Raw genomic sequence first — 16,908 nt, 5'->3', positions numbered from 1 at the left:
GCCCTGGAAGGTGATCCCTATGGTCTACTATGGCCTTGCTGGCCTCATAGGACGTGGAGGACGCTGATCGATGCTGTAGCCCGCCCCTGAATGTAGATTTGCAGGCCGTGCAAATTTTGGGAAATCCGGATTTCTCCAGCCCGGTTCTGCCAGCTTCTCTTTCGGTGGCTTAATGCGCGAAACATAATCCAACACCGCGCGGATATCCCGATGGCTGAAGCCATGTATCTGCTTGACCATCTTCTTATCCGCATTTCTACGTCTCTCACTCTTTATCCATTCAAACTGACGCAGCAGGTAACGGTAGTGTTGACCGTATATCGCAGGAATATGATCGTCCAGTATGCCCTCCCCATTATCACCATGACACTCAGTGCAGTTGTCCTTATAGAGCCGCTCACCCAGCATAAGGTCGTTACCCGGTCCTATACCATTGTGTGGACTCATGGGTAACTTAGAGATATAGGCAGCCACATCTGCAATCTCCTGTGCACCACCAAGAAGCTGCGGAGAAGTAAATGGCAACATGGTTGGGTTATCTCTATTTCTAGCACGGATATCCGCCAGTTGTTTGACTAAAACAGTAGGTAATTGACCGGCAACCTGGGGATAGGCACCACTTTCGAGCCCCCATCCTTCAGGGGTATGGCAGACAGCACAGATGCGGTAGACCTTTTTACCATTCTCCATGCTGGGAGTAAGATTCAAAGCCTCTTCATACTCCCGCATCGCATCATCTGAAGGTTCAGCCACACAGTGGGCCGATGACAACAAGCCAATAAACAAAGCTGCCAAAATAGACTTTCTCATTGAAACTCCTGAATTCAATATCGCTTGCGTGGCATCTCACCGGGTAGATCCAACCACCAGCCAACGCAATGCATATCAAACTGTAGCTATTCAAGGAACGTTTGAACAAGTCATGGTTCGAACCAGACTTAAATCATAGGTTCTTTAATGTGATGATAAACTTTTTATATGCATCGATGCGCTTATTTTAAACACCTCAGTGTTTAATATAGCGAGGCATATGCCGCTGCACAATAAAGAAAACAACATGATCGACAGTATAGGTGCCAATAGTCATCTAATAACGAATAAGAAGACTGAATTTTTTACTATTAACACACTTTAAACCAGGAAATTATTCAACTAGAGTCAGGATAGAATACTCTGAATTTGCCGAGCAATTCCCACCAACTATTTACCTGGTGACCAAATAGTTTAATTTCAGGGCTAAAGGCATGTTTTTGATCATGAGGTGGCTTGCAGAGAAGAGCTATTCTCTTGTCAAAAGCCGCATCACCAAGCAAGGGCACGTTAGAAGCCCCAGACGATTCGATAACAATAAAGAGATGCAGTAATCCCGCTTGCAGCAAGCCACAAAAATGCTGCTGCAACAATTTTCAACAAGCTTCATAAATTAAGAGTGCGAGCAGACTCACTGCGGCTGAAATTAAACTATTTGGCCGCCGGGTTAATAATAACGATCATTCACAAAACAGGTGCCGATAGTATGAACAGGCTATTCTTACCCTTACTCCTAATTCTCTCCACCCCTATGACGATCCAGGCTTTCGACCTGGAAAACGGACAACGTCAAGCAAGAAGCTGCGCACTTTGCCATGGATACTATGGCCAGGGGACACCAGGACCAGCCTCACCTCGCCTGGCAGGAACACCTGCCGGGTATATGATCAAACAGATCGAGGCCTATATCAAAGAAGACCGCATTAATCCCAGAATGGTGATTACCTCATCCCTACACTCATTGAGCGAAGATGATATCGACGACATCGCGGCCTACTATGAAAGTATCAACCTTGATAAGATAAACCCGGTATTGAATCATATCCCTCTATGGAAAGGAGATACGGCTCTTGGTAGAGAACTTTACGAGGGGGATTGTAAAAGTTGTCATCGCAAAAACGGTATGGGCAAATCCCGCAAAGGCATCCCAGCCCTGGCTCTGCAATATCCCCGTTACCTATTCCGCCAGATCAAGATGTTTCAGTGGGACAAACGGGTACACGACGATGATCCTGAAGACGACACCTTCGATAACCTTTCAGACAAAGAGATCGAAGCACTTCTCTCCTATGTCTCTTCGATGGCACCCAATAACATGAAGTAATTGGACATCTCGTCAACACTAAATATAACGAAAACATTTGGGAGAACCCTATGAAATTACTCAAGGCCGCGGGACTTGCACTTCTGATCAATCTGGCTTTTCTATCTGCATCTACAGCAGCAGAGCAGCCGGAAATCAATATTACAGACATCAAGCAGACTGTGGTGCAGATGAGCATCAAGGATGGTGTGAGTAGAGAGGATGCGATACAGGCACTGATGTCCAGAGCGACTGAGATCAATCTCAAATTCGTCGCCCGTCAGCAAGTCTCAAAAGAGCTTGAGGCACGTGGACTGAAGACCCCCTATCTCGACATCTTCCAGTTCTGTAATCCAGAGGATGCGAGGCAAATGATCATGCACGACCCAATCTATGCTGCCTATATGCCCTGCCGTATTGCCATGGTAGAGGATAAAAAAGGACAACTCTGGCTGATGATGCTCAATCTCGACATGCTGATCAACAGTGAACTGCTGCCACCTGATTTGACTGAGATTGCAATTCGAGTCAACCAGGCAATGTTGGATGTCATGGTTGCAGGTGCGACCGGAGAATTTTAGCCGGATAAAAATAACAATAAACCTGTGTCGATAAGAGACAGGTAATTTAGACTTTATGCCGACAAATTAGTCGGCATTTTATTTTACCCCCCTTCACAACTTGTAGGGTGGGGCCATGCCCCACCAAAAAGCTCGATGCCAGGACAAAGTGACGTCTATCTTCCACAAGCTATCTAAACCAACCACAAAACACTACATATCTTCTAACCCACCCACATCACCATATCTTTTAACCCACCCACATCACAACTCGTAGGGTGGGGCCATGCCCCACCAAAAAGCTCGATGCCAGGACAAAGTGACGTCTATCTTCCATAGGTTATCTGGTGGGGCATGGCCCCACCCTACGCTATTGTTTTTGTCACATCTTTTTGAAGCAGATGAACGACAAAATCAGCTGCGCTCCTATTGGCGACACTGGCTTTCCAACTACTTCTATTAGCCTAATAACAAAAAAACCCGAGCCAGTGATGACTCGGGTTTATGATATGTACGAGCTGGCAAAAAATTAGATAGCCAGCGTATTCTCTGTTTACGACTGGCACATATTATTGGCCAGATTGCTCTGAAATATCGCTTTGTGAATATCACCCAGACTCAGCATACCCAACAGTTGCCCACCATCCGCAACGGGAATTCTGCGGAACTTGTGGCGTACCATCACGGTAGCGGCTTTAAGAATATGCATATCGGGACTGACTGTAAGGACATTTGAAGACATCACATCGGATACCTTCAGGTTTACGACATCTTTATACTGCATCATCATGTTGTCGTAATCGGGTGCGGAGATACCATCCATAACCTCCTCAAGCGTAGGAAACATCCTGTGCAACACATCCTTCTCAGCGATTATCCCGGCTAGCTTGCCATCTTCCTCCACTGGAAGACCACTATAACGAAACAGGCACATCAGTGAGACAACCTCCAGCAGCTTCGTGTCTGGAGTCACCGTTTTCGGTGATTTTGACATTATTTCGCTTACCAGCATCGAAACAACTCCTCATCTTCGGTTAATTAATTATTATTCCGGGGGTTAGCCCAGAACCCAACCATACGCATTCTGTCGTGTTATGCCAATAGTTTTATAGGCCAAGCAGCTGAACAGGCAGGAATAATCTCCCATTTTTTGCAGCTCGTGACTGGCCGGGGCAAACTTGAGACAAGCACCAGCAGGAAGGAAATTCCTTACATCAGGGCATTTCAATGGAGCGACAGCAACTGAATAGTAATTGTAGATCTTTCACCCCCCCTTGGGGCTAAAAATAAAACAACCACATAAGCCAATGATTTACCGCAAAAAGCACCTAATTATCCAGAAGTTATCCACAAACAGCACACAGATAGAGAACCCTTTTCCACAAGTTAATGCACAACATGTTGTGGTTGACATCCGCCAGATAGGATATATATTGTGTTTACTGGTTTTGAAAGACGGATTCTCTCCAGTTTTTCAACAACTGGCCATAAAGACCGGGAATAACAACCGGCACCAGGGCTTAAGGCCCAGGAAAAAAACGGACTGGCAATACTTGGCCAGCTAAAGACGACCAAACAGAATAACCACCACATCATTAAGTGCAGGCCTCGGCGCGGACATCCCGCTCGACGATGACCGTCAACGAAAAGAATTTAGGAGAAGACATGGCGACACCAGTAGCCGATAGCGACGTTTCCGTTGCAGCGACCCAACCGCCTGAGATGCTGGAACCAGCAAAACAGACCCAGGCCAATCCTAGCAATGGCATTCAAGTCATTCGCCGTAACGGCAAGGTTACCAACTTCGATCCGAGCAAGATCAACGTTGCTATGACCAAAGCCTTTCTCGCTGTTGAGGGTGGCAACGCCGCGGCTTCAAGTCGTGTCCATGATACCGTCCGAGATCTGACTGAGCAGGTTGTCAGTGCCTTGACCCGTCGTATGGCGGACAGCGGCACAGTGCACATCGAAGATATCCAGGATCAGGTTGAGCTATGTCTGATGCGTTCCGGAGAACATAAAGCGGCCCGCGCTTATGTGCTCTATCGCGAACGTCAGAATCTGAAAAGACAGGAAGAGGCCGCCAAGCGCGCCGAGACCGAAGGCATTCCCGAAGAGCACCGGGTCAACGTCACCCTGAATGACGGCACTCAACGGCCACTGGATGTTGAGCGTCTGAATGCGTTGGTTAATGAAGCCTGCAACGGACTCGAAGAGGTGGATGCAAAACGCATCCTGCAGGATGCCTGCCGTAATCTTTTCGATGGCGTAAAAGAGAACGATGTATCCCAGACACTGGTGATGAGTGCCCGCACGCTGATCGATCAGGAGCCTAACTACTCTCAGGTCGCCGCACGGCTGCTGCTCGACATACTGCGCTGTGAAGCACTCAACTTTCTCGGCATCAACACCCAGGTCAATACACAGGCCGACATGGCCGGATGCTACGGCGACTATTTCAAGCGTTACATCAAACAGGCTGAAGAGCTGGAACTGCTCGACGGTCGTCTGGGCCAATATGACCTGGACCGACTGATCAACGCCATGCAACCTGATCGTGACCTGCAATTCACCTATCTGGGCCTGCAGACACTATACGACCGCTATTTCATCCATAGCGAAGATGGCATTCGCTTTGAGCTGCCTCAGGCTTTCTTCATGCGTGTCGCCATGGGTCTGGCAATCAATGAGATCGACAGAGAAACCAGAGCCATTGAGTTCTACAACCTGCTCTCCTCTTTCGATTTCATGAGTTCTACCCCAACCCTGTTCAACTCCGGCACCCTGCGTCCACAGCTCTCCAGCTGCTACCTGACCACCGTACCCGACGACCTCGACGGCATCTACAGCAGCGTCAAAGATAACGCCCTGCTCTCCAAGTTTGCCGGCGGTTTGGGCAACGACTGGACACGAGTACGTGGCCTCGGCGCTCACATCAAAGGTACCAATGGCAAATCCCAGGGCGTGGTTCCTTTCCTCAAGGTAGCCAACGACACCGCAGTGGCGGTCAACCAGGGTGGCAAACGCAAAGGTGCAGTCTGTGCTTACCTGGAGACCTGGCACATCGACATCGAAGAGTTTCTGGAGCTGCGCAAGAACACCGGTGACGAACGTCGCCGTACCCATGACATGAACACCGCCAACTGGATTCCAGATCTGTTCATGCAACGTGTCGCTGAAGAGAAAGAGTGGACCCTCTTCTCACCCAATGAGACCCCGGATCTGCACGACCTCACCGGCAAGGCTTTCGAACAGGCCTACGTTGCCTACGAAGAGAAAGCGGCTCGTGGCGAACTGGGTATCTATAAGACAGTCAACGCCCTCGACTTATGGCGCAAAATGCTCGGCCTGCTGTTCGAAACCGGCCATCCCTGGATCACCTTCAAGGACCCCTGCAACCTGCGCTATACCAACCAGCACATGGGGGTTGTACACAGCTCCAATCTCTGTACCGAGATCACCCTGCACACCAATGATCAGGAGATCGCAGTATGCAACCTGGGCTCAGTCAACCTCACTGCTCACACCACTGAGCAGGGTCTCGACCAGGAGAAACTGGAAAAGACTGTGACCACCGCGATGCGCATGCTCGACAATGTCATCGACTACAACTACTACAGCGTACCCCAGGCACGTAACTCAAACCTGCGCCATCGTCCTGTAGGACTCGGCATCATGGGTTTTCAGGATTCACTCTACAAACAGCGTCTCGCCTACACCTCGGAAGAGGCCCTGGATTTCGCCGACCAGGCCATGGAAGCAGTCAGCTACTACGCCATCCAGGCCTCATCTGACCTGGCTGAAGAGCGGGGACGCTACTCCACCTATGAGGGCTCCCTGTGGAGCCAGGGCATCCTGCCCATCGACTCCCTCAAGCTGTTAAAGGCTGAGCGTGGCGACTATCTGCAGGTCAATGAGAGCCACACCCTGGACTGGGCAACCCTGCGAGAAAAAGTACGCAAACAGGGTATGCGCAACTCCAACACCATGGCCATCGCCCCCACTGCCACCATCTCCAACATCTGTGGTGTCAGTCAGTCCATCGAGCCGACTTACCAGAATCTGTTCGTTAAATCGAACCTCTCTGGTGAGTTCACGGTGGTCAACCCTTACATGGTCCACGATCTGAAAAAGCTCGGCCTGTGGGACGATGTGATGATCAACGATCTCAAATACTACGATGGCTCACTACAACCTATCGCCCGCATTCCAGACGAGATCAAAGCAATCTACGCAACCGCCTTTGAGATCGACCCACGCTGGTTGGTCGAGGCCGGTTCCCGTCGCCAGAAATGGATCGACCAGGGCCAGTCACTCAACCTCTACATGGCAGAACCCTCAGGCAAAAAACTAGACAACCTCTACAAACTTGCCTGGGTACGTGGACTCAAAACCACCTACTACCTGCGCTCCATCGGCGCCACCGGTGCAGAGAAGACCTCAGTCCAGCAGGGCAGCAGCAGCGGCGGTGTCGACCTGGTCGGTAACAACAGTGGAGAAGCCCCCAAGGCCTGCTCCATCCTCGACCCGGACTGCGAAGCCTGCCAATAGAACCACCAAGTGATCAAGAATAGAGAGAGGAACACAATATGCTGAACTGGGACGATCCACTCGCCAAACCCGCACCGGTGAAGACCACACCTGTGCCTGCGACTGAAACCCAACCGGCTCACCCTCATGTGGTGGAAGAGGCAGTGCAGGCACTGCAGGTGGAAGAACAGGCTGAAGAGTACAACACCACGGTGATGGAACCGGTCAACCCGGATGACAAACGAGTCATCAATGGCATGACCGACATCAACCAGCTGGCCCCGTTCAAATACCCCTGGGCCTGGGAGTATTTCCTCAACGCCAACAAAAACCACTGGACACCGCTGGACATCAACATGGCCCAGGATGTCCACGACTATCAGCACAAACTGACCCTGGAAGAGCGTCACGTCTACGAGAATGTACTCTCCTACCTGACTACCTCAGATATTCTGGCGATGCGTAACATCGGCCTGGCGGTAATGGAGAAGATGTCCGCACCAGAGTTACAGATATACCAGGCCCGTCAGGTCTACGAAGAGTCGCTGCATACCTGGACCTACCAACACTGCATCGAGACCATCGGTCTCGATCAGGGTGAGATCTACAACCGTTACCGGGTCGTGCCTGAGATCAACAAAAAGATCCAGATCACCAACCGCCGCCTCTCCTCGATCATGCGCGCCGATATCGATCTGCATGATCCCAAGGAGTTGCAGAACTTCGTCATGGCCTACATCTACTTTGCCGCCATCTTCGAAGGCTGCTGGTTCTACAACGGCTTCAGCCCGATCTTCGCCCTGCAACGCCGTGGCCTGATGAAAGGCACCGCCGAACAGCTGCAATACATCATGCGTGATGAGGTGATGCATGCCTCCTTCGGCATCCGCGTCGTCAAACAGATCATCATTGAAGAGAACCTCACCCTCGACCCACAAGCCCTGCGCGAAATGTGGGACGAAGCCGAAGCGGCAGAGATCGGTTACGCCAGCTACATCCTGCGCGATCCGATCCTGGGCTACTCCAAAGAAGACCATATCGGCCAATTCCGCTTCACCGCCAACCGCCGCGCCAGACAGCTCGGTATCGAGGAACCCTTCCCTGGTGCGGAAGCCACCCTACCCTGGCTCGACGAACAGGCAAATTTAAGGAAAGAGAAAAACTTTTTTGAAACACGAGTCACCGAATATCAAGCCGGTGGCGCGTTGAAATGGGACTGATGGACTCAAGCCCCAACACTGTTCCGGCCCCAACCGGAGCTCAAGGCCAGCCTTACTCGATACAGGAATCCGATCGAGGTAGACATTGCCGTTCATTTTTCGGAGACCACTAGCATGCATTGTTCACACTGTGCGTCACTTATGGCTGAGCTAGAGACCCTTCAGGAAGGACATACCGAACAGTCCAGATACGAATGTCCGATATGTGGTCAGATCCAGTTGACCACAAAGACAATAGATCAATGGAAAGAGAAGTTATCACAACAAATGGATCGTGCTTTAAAACACCCGTTTTATAACACTTAAAGAGGTGTCTCCTAATCTCCTCTCTACCTGCAATTGCAGGCAGGTTGTGGCGCTCTGCGCCACTGCCTGGTTTTTCACTCCCCCGACTATCTCTTTGCAAAAATATAGGGTGCGACCCTGCCGCTCCGTTGACCAAAGAGATTGACCATAACCAGTAGCTTCCAGTTACCTCATTTATAGTAGCAATGGAGAGGCTCTATCATGATCACTGGTGACAGGGTTTTTGTACTGAAATTTTACTGCCCCGTTTTCCCTGCTTTTTCCTGGGTGAGCGATGGCATGCAGCAGCTGGTTAAGCTTCTGACTTGTCGGCACCTTGTACCTACGGAACCAGGCTGTTTCATTGAATGGTCGACATCGATTTTTTTACAAGGTTATTACTATTTTACCTTTGAAAAGTCCTTCTCCAAAATACCGGAAAGCATCTGCACTATGTTCGAGAGGAAAACATTTATCGATAACAGGCTTTAGCTTACCGCCTTCAAACAACTCTACTAAATATTTCAAATCCTTGTTTGCTTTATAGCCTACCATATGCATTTTACAGCTCTTAGACAGTGCTTTGAATATCAATAGTTGAAGGATTCGTGATGTTTTTCCTCCGACTGTCACATAGGTACCCCCTGGATGTAATGCTCGTTTATAATCAAAAACAGAACGAGTAGTTTTGACATCAAAGATCAGATCATATTTCTGACCATTTTTTGTAAAATCTTCTTTTGTGTAATCAACCAGATGGTCAGCGCCAAGTGATCGCATAGTATCTAATTTCTCTGCGTGGTCAACAGCTGTTAGTTCAACATCGAACGATTTAGCAATCTGAATAGCTAATGTACCTGTACTGCCACCCCCTCCATTAATCAGAACTGTTTGTCCTGATGCAATCTTTCCAAAATCAATAAGGCCCTGTACAGCAAGGTTGCCTCCATGAGACAAGCATGCAGCTTCCTCGAACGTCATACTCGATGGTTTAAGAATTAATTCATTTTCACAAGCACAGGCATATTCAGCGAAAGCGCCCCAACCACCCTCTGATAAATCACCTAACACTTCATCTCCAACATGAAAATGTTTTACTTTTTCACCGACCGCTTCGACTCTACCTGCTATGTCACACCCATGAATCATCGTGCTTTTTGGTTTTAAAAGGCCACTTAAAAAGCGATACTCTAATGGCTTACCTGTTAACATATCCCAGTCCCATGAATTTATTGAGACGGCATGAACTTTCACTAAGACTTCATCGCCACCAGGTACTGGCTTTTGGATCTCTTCTAACCTAAGAACATCGGGTGAGCCGTAGTTGTGATAGACAATGGCTTTCATAATGATTCTTTTTAAGACCTCCTAAAACAAACCAAACAAAACCGGGATACCCATCATTCGTCGTGCAACAAAAACCATATAAAACAACAAGTAAAAGCAGAGAAAGCTTCCGTGGTTTTCATAAACAACTATAGATATTCCAATTATTGCTTATACTTTTTGCTCAGTTATTCACAGAAATTAACTTTGACAGTGATCTTTATGGGTCTCGGACTTTTTGTTGCTCTTGCAGGTTTATAAACAGGTTTTTTCCTGGATCAAATTCAATATTCGTATCATTATCATTAGGATTAAGGTAGTAATTAAAGGCAACAAATGGATTATTTTGTTTTCGCCTTAGTGAATAATTATATAAGTTGATTGATCCATGTATCTTCCCATAGCGCCCACTTATAACATTTCCCTGTTTATCAAGTTGAGTCCTGATACGGAAAAAATAATTTTTATCATATTCAGGATCGCCACTTTCACCAACTCTTCTAGTCCCTGGTTTATTTTCATATCGTCGCGTGAATTCAGGGAGGTAACCACTGCTGGGGGCATGATAGGGTAGTCGTAATGCAGATTTCCCTTTGCTGGTATCAGGAAAATATTGAATCAACCCATCTCCCTCGTTTGGAAATTGAATTGTTAAAATCACATCGTGATCCTGAAATGATACTGCTCGATTGACATCTACCTTAATTAAAAAATCTTTATCAACCCCTAACCCATATGGTGCGACCCAGTCACCAACTACCAGATCAAAACCAACGAACCTTCCTAGCATTGGAATTTCAGGTTTCGCACCTCTTTCAACAACATTTAGTGGGTGAGCGTACATTGCGATAGGATTGAGTTTCTTTTTTAAAACAAGCTCAACTGTTGGATTCCAGGGTTTGTATTTTTTAAACCCCAAAAATCCTGATGTATCTGTAAAACCATTGAAATGACTACTGACATCATAATACCCATCCTTTTTTACAGATAAGCCCACGTAACCAGCAGTTTCTCCTTCTCCAGTAAATAAGCCATCAGCATCTGTTAATCCTGAAACCCAGGATGTATTCGTCCCCCAGCCCTCTCCCCCTTTTTTAGCGACTTCCAGAACCAAACCTGCTTTGGCCTCTTCAACGGGCAGACCTGATTCATCCATTACTTTAATGGTTATCCTTGCCGTCGGTAATGCCATAACAACAGTTGATACAGACGAAACCAATAGTAAGAAAAAGATCCTGACAAATTTCATTTTAACGCTCCTTTCGTGTCTAAATCGTCAAAAGTATCCTAAATAGTGGAGTGAGAAACTCCCCTCTCCCCTCGCGGAAGAGGAACCGGCGGAGAGGGGGAGAATGAACACCCTATTTTTCCCAAACAATCAGCAAGATAAATATGAACGATCAGTGCAGTTTTTTTCAACCACATGAAACGCTTCGCGTACACCCTCTCCCCAACCCCTCTCCCGTAAAGGGAGAGGGGCTTTCAGAGTTGTTCTGAGAAGATTGAAAGTTAATCGGACAGCAGAGGGGCAGTATAACCTCTTTTCCTCCTCTGCTGCCCCTGGCTTGACGCTGCCGGCAAAGGCGGTAGAGTTAGACTTTTATTATGGGTGGGCGAGGCTTATGGCGATTAATGCAGAAGAGGTACCCGGCTTAGTCGAGCGCATGCCCGCTTTTCCTCAGGGGGTGACCAAGGTGCTGGACCTGGCTTCTCGACCCGAGTGTGCCCCCAAAGCCTTGGTTCAGGTCATTGAGCATGACCCGGTAATGACCATGAAGGTGCTGAAACTGGTCAATTCAGCCTATTTTGGTCTATCACGCCCCATCAACTCCATCAAACATGGCGTTGTTTACGTGGGGATCAACACCATCAAAAATCTGGCCCTCTCTATTGCTGCCATTGGCATGTTACCCAAGAGCAATAAGGCAGGCTTCGACATGAATCAGTTTTTGACCCATTCACTGGGTGTGGCTTCGGTGGCCAAGTTGCTGGCAACACACTTGGGTGTGGCGGATAAAGATGCCACAGATTTCTTTGTTGCTGGATTACTACACGATTTTGGTAAAGTGGTGCTGGCTCAGTTCAAACCAGAGGAGTTCCGCCTCTGTCTGGATCATGCCGCTGAGCAAGAACGCAGCTTACATGAGGTAGAGAGGGAGACCCAAGGGATCAGTCACGATGAGATTGGTGGACGCTTGGCTGAGGCCTGGAAATTACCCCCCGCTTTGGCACATGCTATTCATCACCACCATCACCCAGAACTTGGGGCTGAAGAAGCCAACGACGGTATGTGCGAAGCAGTGTTTGCCGCCAACCAGATCGTGCGATCCCTTGGCTTTGGTGATGCAGGCAATCATCTGATTGCGGATTTTCCACCCTCGGTATCTGAACGGTTTGGCAGTGATTTATCTGGCCTGATGTCTGCTCTGGGAGATCTCAGTGGAGAAATGGAAAAGGCCCGTTTGTTCACACAACTTTAATTGATGGTTTATGGTGTTTACATGATGCTTGGTTTTGAATGGGTGCAAGGCCCCTGTTTTTCATCACTGGAAAAGGATATACCGCGTGCGTTTTAAATTTTGGGGTGTAAGGGGTTCCATCCCATCACCCGGACCCAAGACCGTTCATTATGGGGGCAATACCACCTGTATTGAGGTGCGTGGAGACGATAATGAACTGCTGATTCTGGATAGCGGAACGGGCATTTTCCCTCTGGGTCAGGTGCTGATTCCCGAGTTCCCCCTCAAGGCCCATATCTTTATCACCCATACCCACTGGGATCACATTCAGGGCTTGCCCCTGTTTTTACCCATTTTCGTAGCGGGTAACGAAGTCACTATCCACGGCGCTGCCGACCCCATCACCCAGCGGGGCATTGGTGAGGTGCTGTCCCGACAAATGGAATATGCTTATTTTCCGGTGCGTGAGGCCGAACTCAACGCCCGCATGGCCTACCTGGATATGCAAGAGGGTCAGGATGTGCTGGTCGGCGGGGTCAATGTGCGTTGCATGCTGTTAAACCACCCGGTGCTGAACTTCGGCTATCGCATGGAATGCGGCGGCAAGGTATTTATCTTTACCGGTGACCACGAATGGCCATACAACATTTATAATCCGGATGACGCGGAGTATGCCGATTACCAACAGATGGTAGATGAGCAACGGAGCCGCGTGCTGGATTTTTTCCGCGGTGCCGATGTTCTGGTGATTGATACTGCCTATACCGATGCCGAGTATCCCAAACGCAAAGGCTGGGGTCACGGCACCTTTGCCTCCAGTATCGAGGCAGCACGCGAAGCTGGAGTGAAACGGGTATTTCTCACCCATCACGAACCTACTCGTAGCGATACCGATCTGGACGCGGTATTCAACGAAGCCAAGAAGACCCATGGCGTGGGCAGGGATGGAGACCCCCAGTTCGAATTGGCACAAGAGGGGTTAATGCTAGAGATCTGAGCGGTTTTCTTCATCTCCGGTGCCGGAGTCGAAGCAAGAACGGACTGGTCTGCTAGAGAAATACACTTGTGTTGTTTCGAGATGACTCACGCTATGGTAGCTCTCGACTCCGACCCCTTCAGGTGAAGGAAATATCTCAACCCCTCCCCCCGAGCAAAAGTCCCGCGATCAAACGTTCAACCGGAGCATAGTCATCGGTAATCACTGGTAACTCATCAAGCGGTTTTCCCAACGCCATCAAATTTTCCGTAACGCGATACCAGGTTCGCTCAAAGCCGAATCGTGCCCGGACGATCTCAGCCGGTCGCTCACTATTGGTTGCACTCAACACGAAGGTTACCCGTTCGGCTTCGGGAACACCCTCCATCCATAGGTCTACATGGGTGAACACCTCTCTCAGGGTTTTGGTGATGGCACGGACAAGACGAGGGTCGGGAAACGCATCAACGATATTCATCATATAGATGCCGTCGGGTTTTAGTCGCTGACGCACGATCTTGGCAAACTCAAACGTCACCATATGCTCGGGGATAGCAACATCGTGAAAGACATCACCGACTATGACATCAAACTTGCTGGATTCAGCAGTAAGTGCACGACGTCCATCTTCATGCAGGATGCGCATTGCCTCCGGCTCCAGGTATAGCTTCTCCACCGCAGTCAGAGTCACCATCGGATCGAGCTCTGCTACAGTTATGGAAGATCCCGGACTCAGCGCCTGTACAGCACGGGGGTGAGTATAGCTACCACCGCCAAGGAAGAACCAATCGAGTCCATCCTCATAACCTTGATTGAAGTGTTGATAGACAATCTCATCAATGGCATGGACATAGGGGGCGATGATGACTCTCGGATCGCTTTCATGATTGATGCCGTGAAGCAGGTGATCAAGCACCACCCCGCGGGCCTGACCAAATGGAGCATCACTACTGCGATCGACCACGCGGATACAGAAATACTGGCTCTCCCGACCACATGCCCTGCCCTGGGATCTATATCGAGAGCACGGGTTGTAAGCAGTGGTGTCACAACACCAATAGCCACAGCGGGTGGCGCAAACAGGGCGAAGGCAAAAACAAAACTTGATCCGAGCAGACCTACCTGTTGCGAGTTCAGTAAACTGCCTAGGATATCCATGAATGGCAGAGCGAGCATGGCATAGATACCCGCCATCGCCATGGCGACACCTGCCACCCGACCGTCGGCACCCCGGTCAGCCCAAACCCCACCAAGCCAGTTACCGAGCGACAAACCTGCGAGGATAACCCCAATGATTGATGTCCAGGTGTAGAGTGACACTCCGATATGCGGTGCCAACAACCGGCCGGCCAGTATCTCAAGCACCAGAAGTGCGGCAGAGGATAGAAACACGGTCAGGGAAAAACCTAAAAGTCTCAGACGATTGGAAACAGTTACTGCAGGTTGATCACTCATAAAATTCTCTCAATCAGGGGTGGCATCCGAAAAACACCTTCAGATACAGGAAGAAATTTGAAAACTCAGTTATAGAATCATCACAGCAAGGATTAATAACCGCAGCAGAGCTAACCATCAAAACAGTGCGAGTCATAACTAAAGCTTGCTATGTTTTTATTGTTCGACTGAAAAAAACAATTATAAATCCTGTATCAAAGTATATCGCTTTCAGTCGAAAATTGACTGCTTACAACTTCTGTTTTTATCAGATAATCTCATAAGAAAATGATGGTTGTTGAGATAACCCATTACAATCAAACAGTATAGAGATATGGCACATACTTACCTCATTAGGCATTTAACCGTATAGGAGAGTGAAAAGCGGCAGGAGTATCGCAGCAAGGTGCTAGCGACACTGGAACCCAGACAGGGCCTATGGTTTTCCGGGGCAGATTGTCAGCTGTTTATTCGCTACCCATCAGCATAGCGTTAAGGCTGTAATCCTTTTACCTGATATGCAGGCTCTAACCGATTGCTAGACCTCTCCTCAGTATCAATTCCTCTTCGCCAGGTGGCAGCGGATGTAGAGTTGCTGATCTATGAAAGGTAAATACAAATCATCGGACACTCGTCAGAATATTCTCATAAAGATTTTGTAGGGTGAAATATCACTACGCTATCTATGAGTATAGAATCCAGTTGCTTTGAAGTTGGGGCTGGACTCATACCGGTCTATACATTTTTGATGTAAATTTGGGAGATACCCCCGGCATAGAACTCGTAGATCAATTCGTGGTAAATCAAAACAGCGATAGCAATCGTTCGACAGGTGTTTGGAATGACAGATCTGTCATCCTGGGGGATAGCGTCCACTATCTACATAATCAGGTTCTCTACTCATCGGGTCTCCCTGCGAGAGAGTAACAGATTCTATTAACCCGGCTCCTTAAATAATCAGTGACTCTATTACAACCAAACGCAGCTGTTAACGATATACATACAGTTAAATTCTTTGCAAATCCGGATAGTCTAGAATAGGTAGATGGACGATACATTTCTGCATTCTGGTGTTTCAATAATATATCCGTATTATCTATGCAGGTGGTTTTAGTATCAGCATTCATCTGTTTAAATAGTATGCATTGTGCACTTACTGAAATAATGCTGCTGAATCTGCGATTTATTAATTTTAACATGTCCCGATTATATGAACGGACTTGAAATATCGCACGACTAACATCAGTTTCTTGATGACGTCGCACAGACTCAATGATCAGCAAAATACCTGTAGCTAGAGTTCTGTGTTCTTGAGCTACAAATAGTGATGTATATTGTATGACATCTTCTGCTACCCTATGAGTGATCAACCAGCCAACAACTTCATCATAGAAGCGTAATCCGAGACTGTTTGACCACTCTATGGACGACTCTTGCTGAAATGGTGCCAGCTCTTTTGGGAACCACTCTTTGGAATTTTGTCTTTTCAGTATCTGCTCTTTATCAATTGGCAGTAACTTGTTCCAGGAAAATATAGAGTAACCCTTTCGAGCCTTCACCTGTGCAAACCATGCGAGCTCGATAAAACTGTTTCTTGTTACTTTATAATATCGCAATGTTTCATTAGCAGACCAACCACCTCTAGTCAGTATATTTTCCACTACAAGATATGAAGGCAAATCAGTGCGAATAGAGTGGCTAAGGACTTGTGTACCCTTCGCAAACAGGAACTGTTCCAATCGTAAAAGCAAAGCAGTGCCTATGCCCTTATTTCGATACTGAGGCAGAACATTCCAGCAGATTATTCTTGCATTAACAACTCAGGTGGAAATCTATGTATAGACATAGGAGGTAGAGAGGAACACATCCCTAAGCAGAATGAGTACATCTAAGATTTGGAAACTATGATTTGGAGTTGAACTGAGAAACAAATTTATTTATATACAACGGCATAGGCCTGTTTACTGCTATAGACATTTTACACTATCGGCAAACGAGGGTACCC

The 16,908-nt window shown here is 48.1% G+C and carries 13 protein-coding genes and 1 pseudogene; 6 read left to right on the top strand and 8 right to left on the bottom strand.

Features of this window, described 5'->3' with window-relative positions:
- Window positions 1-27: 27 nt before the first annotated feature.
- Together AC4IFB_RS18170 and AC4IFB_RS18165 are read right to left on the bottom strand one after the other, a co-directional pair.
- Window positions 28-810, bottom strand: a complete 783-nt coding sequence (locus tag AC4IFB_RS18170) for a c-type cytochrome (RefSeq protein WP_490778020.1) — start codon at window positions 808-810, stop codon at window positions 28-30.
- Window positions 811-1,148: 338 nt separating this feature from the next.
- Complete coding sequence (locus AC4IFB_RS18165) at window positions 1,149-1,400, bottom strand: hypothetical protein (protein ID WP_490778021.1); 252 nt, start codon at window positions 1,398-1,400, stop codon at window positions 1,149-1,151.
- Window positions 1,401-1,516: 116 nt separating this feature from the next.
- On the opposite strand from AC4IFB_RS18165, the gene AC4IFB_RS18160 reads away from it, so the two are divergent.
- Window positions 1,517-2,134 (top strand): c-type cytochrome, encoded by a 618-nt coding sequence (locus AC4IFB_RS18160; RefSeq protein WP_490778022.1) that lies wholly within the window; start codon window positions 1,517-1,519, stop codon window positions 2,132-2,134.
- Between the two features lie 50 nt (window positions 2,135-2,184).
- Window positions 2,185-2,694, top strand: a complete 510-nt coding sequence (locus tag AC4IFB_RS18155) for a DUF302 domain-containing protein (RefSeq protein WP_490778023.1) — start codon at window positions 2,185-2,187, stop codon at window positions 2,692-2,694.
- 532 nt (window positions 2,695-3,226) lie between these two features.
- Here the strand turns inward: AC4IFB_RS18155 and AC4IFB_RS18150 are convergent.
- Window positions 3,227-3,667 (bottom strand): CBS domain-containing protein, encoded by a 441-nt coding sequence (locus AC4IFB_RS18150; RefSeq protein ID WP_490778024.1) that lies wholly within the window; start codon window positions 3,665-3,667, stop codon window positions 3,227-3,229.
- Window positions 3,668-4,395: 728 nt separating this feature from the next.
- Here AC4IFB_RS18150 and AC4IFB_RS18145 point away from each other — a divergent pair.
- On the top strand, window positions 4,396-7,224 hold the full coding sequence (locus AC4IFB_RS18145) for a ribonucleoside-diphosphate reductase subunit alpha (protein WP_490780951.1): 2,829 nt from the start codon (window positions 4,396-4,398) through the stop codon (window positions 7,222-7,224).
- Window positions 7,225-7,262: 38 nt separating this feature from the next.
- On the top strand, window positions 7,263-8,423 hold the full coding sequence (locus AC4IFB_RS18140) for a ribonucleotide-diphosphate reductase subunit beta (protein WP_490778025.1): 1,161 nt from the start codon (window positions 7,263-7,265) through the stop codon (window positions 8,421-8,423).
- 672 nt (window positions 8,424-9,095) lie between these two features.
- On the opposite strand, the gene AC4IFB_RS18135 is transcribed toward AC4IFB_RS18140, so the two are convergent.
- Window positions 9,096-10,055: an NAD(P)-dependent alcohol dehydrogenase gene (locus AC4IFB_RS18135; protein WP_490780937.1), complete on the bottom strand. Its 960-nt coding sequence runs from the start codon at window positions 10,053-10,055 to the stop codon at window positions 9,096-9,098.
- Between the two features lie 199 nt (window positions 10,056-10,254).
- Window positions 10,255-11,283: a hypothetical protein gene (locus AC4IFB_RS18130; RefSeq protein ID WP_490778027.1), complete on the bottom strand. Its 1,029-nt coding sequence runs from the start codon at window positions 11,281-11,283 to the stop codon at window positions 10,255-10,257.
- Between the two features lie 373 nt (window positions 11,284-11,656).
- Between AC4IFB_RS18130 and AC4IFB_RS18125 the strand changes: the two genes are divergently transcribed.
- Both AC4IFB_RS18125 and AC4IFB_RS18120 read left to right on the top strand, forming a co-directional pair.
- Window positions 11,657-12,514, top strand: a complete 858-nt coding sequence (locus AC4IFB_RS18125; protein WP_490780936.1) for an HDOD domain-containing protein — start codon at window positions 11,657-11,659, stop codon at window positions 12,512-12,514.
- 85 nt (window positions 12,515-12,599) lie between these two features.
- The gene (locus AC4IFB_RS18120; protein ID WP_490780935.1) at window positions 12,600-13,490 is read left to right on the top strand and encodes an MBL fold metallo-hydrolase; all 891 of its coding nucleotides are present in this window, start codon (window positions 12,600-12,602) and stop codon (window positions 13,488-13,490) included.
- Between the two features lie 136 nt (window positions 13,491-13,626).
- Here AC4IFB_RS18120 and AC4IFB_RS18115 read toward each other — a convergent pair whose 3' ends face one another.
- The 3 genes and pseudogenes from AC4IFB_RS18115 to AC4IFB_RS18105 all read right to left on the bottom strand — a co-directional run bounded on the left by AC4IFB_RS18115 (window position 13,627) and on the right by AC4IFB_RS18105 (window position 16,705).
- Window positions 13,627-14,433, bottom strand: coding sequence for a fused MFS/spermidine synthase (locus tag AC4IFB_RS18115; RefSeq protein ID WP_490780934.1), 807 nt, complete (start codon window positions 14,431-14,433; stop codon window positions 13,627-13,629).
- Window positions 14,434-14,541: 108 nt separating this feature from the next.
- A pseudogene (locus tag AC4IFB_RS18110) lies at window positions 14,542-14,924 on the bottom strand (fused MFS/spermidine synthase); the annotation flags it as partial.
- Between the two features lie 875 nt (window positions 14,925-15,799).
- Window positions 15,800-16,705 (bottom strand): GNAT family N-acetyltransferase, encoded by a 906-nt coding sequence (locus tag AC4IFB_RS18105; protein ID WP_490780950.1) that lies wholly within the window; start codon window positions 16,703-16,705, stop codon window positions 15,800-15,802.
- Window positions 16,706-16,908: the final 203 nt, after the last annotated feature.

This window comes from Candidatus Thiodiazotropha sp. AKIB8 (genome assembly GCF_058244675.1).
This window is presented reverse-complemented; position numbering and strand designations above follow the sequence as displayed.

Excerpts from the sequence above, each read along its gene's own strand:
- AC4IFB_RS18170 (WP_490778020.1), bottom strand. The coding sequence starts at position 810 with ATGAGAAAGTCTATTTTGGCAGCTTTGTTTATTGGCTTGTTGTCATCG.
- AC4IFB_RS18160 (WP_490778022.1), top strand. The coding sequence starts at position 1,517 with ATGAACAGGCTATTCTTACCCTTACTCCTAATTCTCTCCACCCCTATG.
- AC4IFB_RS18155 (WP_490778023.1), top strand. The coding sequence starts at position 2,185 with ATGAAATTACTCAAGGCCGCGGGACTTGCACTTCTGATCAATCTGGCT.
- AC4IFB_RS18150 (WP_490778024.1), bottom strand. The coding sequence starts at position 3,667 with ATGTCAAAATCACCGAAAACGGTGACTCCAGACACGAAGCTGCTGGAG.
- AC4IFB_RS18145 (WP_490780951.1), top strand. The coding sequence starts at position 4,396 with ATGCTGGAACCAGCAAAACAGACCCAGGCCAATCCTAGCAATGGCATT.
- AC4IFB_RS18140 (WP_490778025.1), top strand. The coding sequence starts at position 7,263 with ATGCTGAACTGGGACGATCCACTCGCCAAACCCGCACCGGTGAAGACC.
- AC4IFB_RS18135 (WP_490780937.1), bottom strand. The coding sequence starts at position 10,055 with ATGAAAGCCATTGTCTATCACAACTACGGCTCACCCGATGTTCTTAGG.
- AC4IFB_RS18130 (WP_490778027.1), bottom strand. The coding sequence starts at position 11,283 with ATGAAATTTGTCAGGATCTTTTTCTTACTATTGGTTTCGTCTGTATCA.
- AC4IFB_RS18125 (WP_490780936.1), top strand. The coding sequence starts at position 11,657 with ATGGCGATTAATGCAGAAGAGGTACCCGGCTTAGTCGAGCGCATGCCC.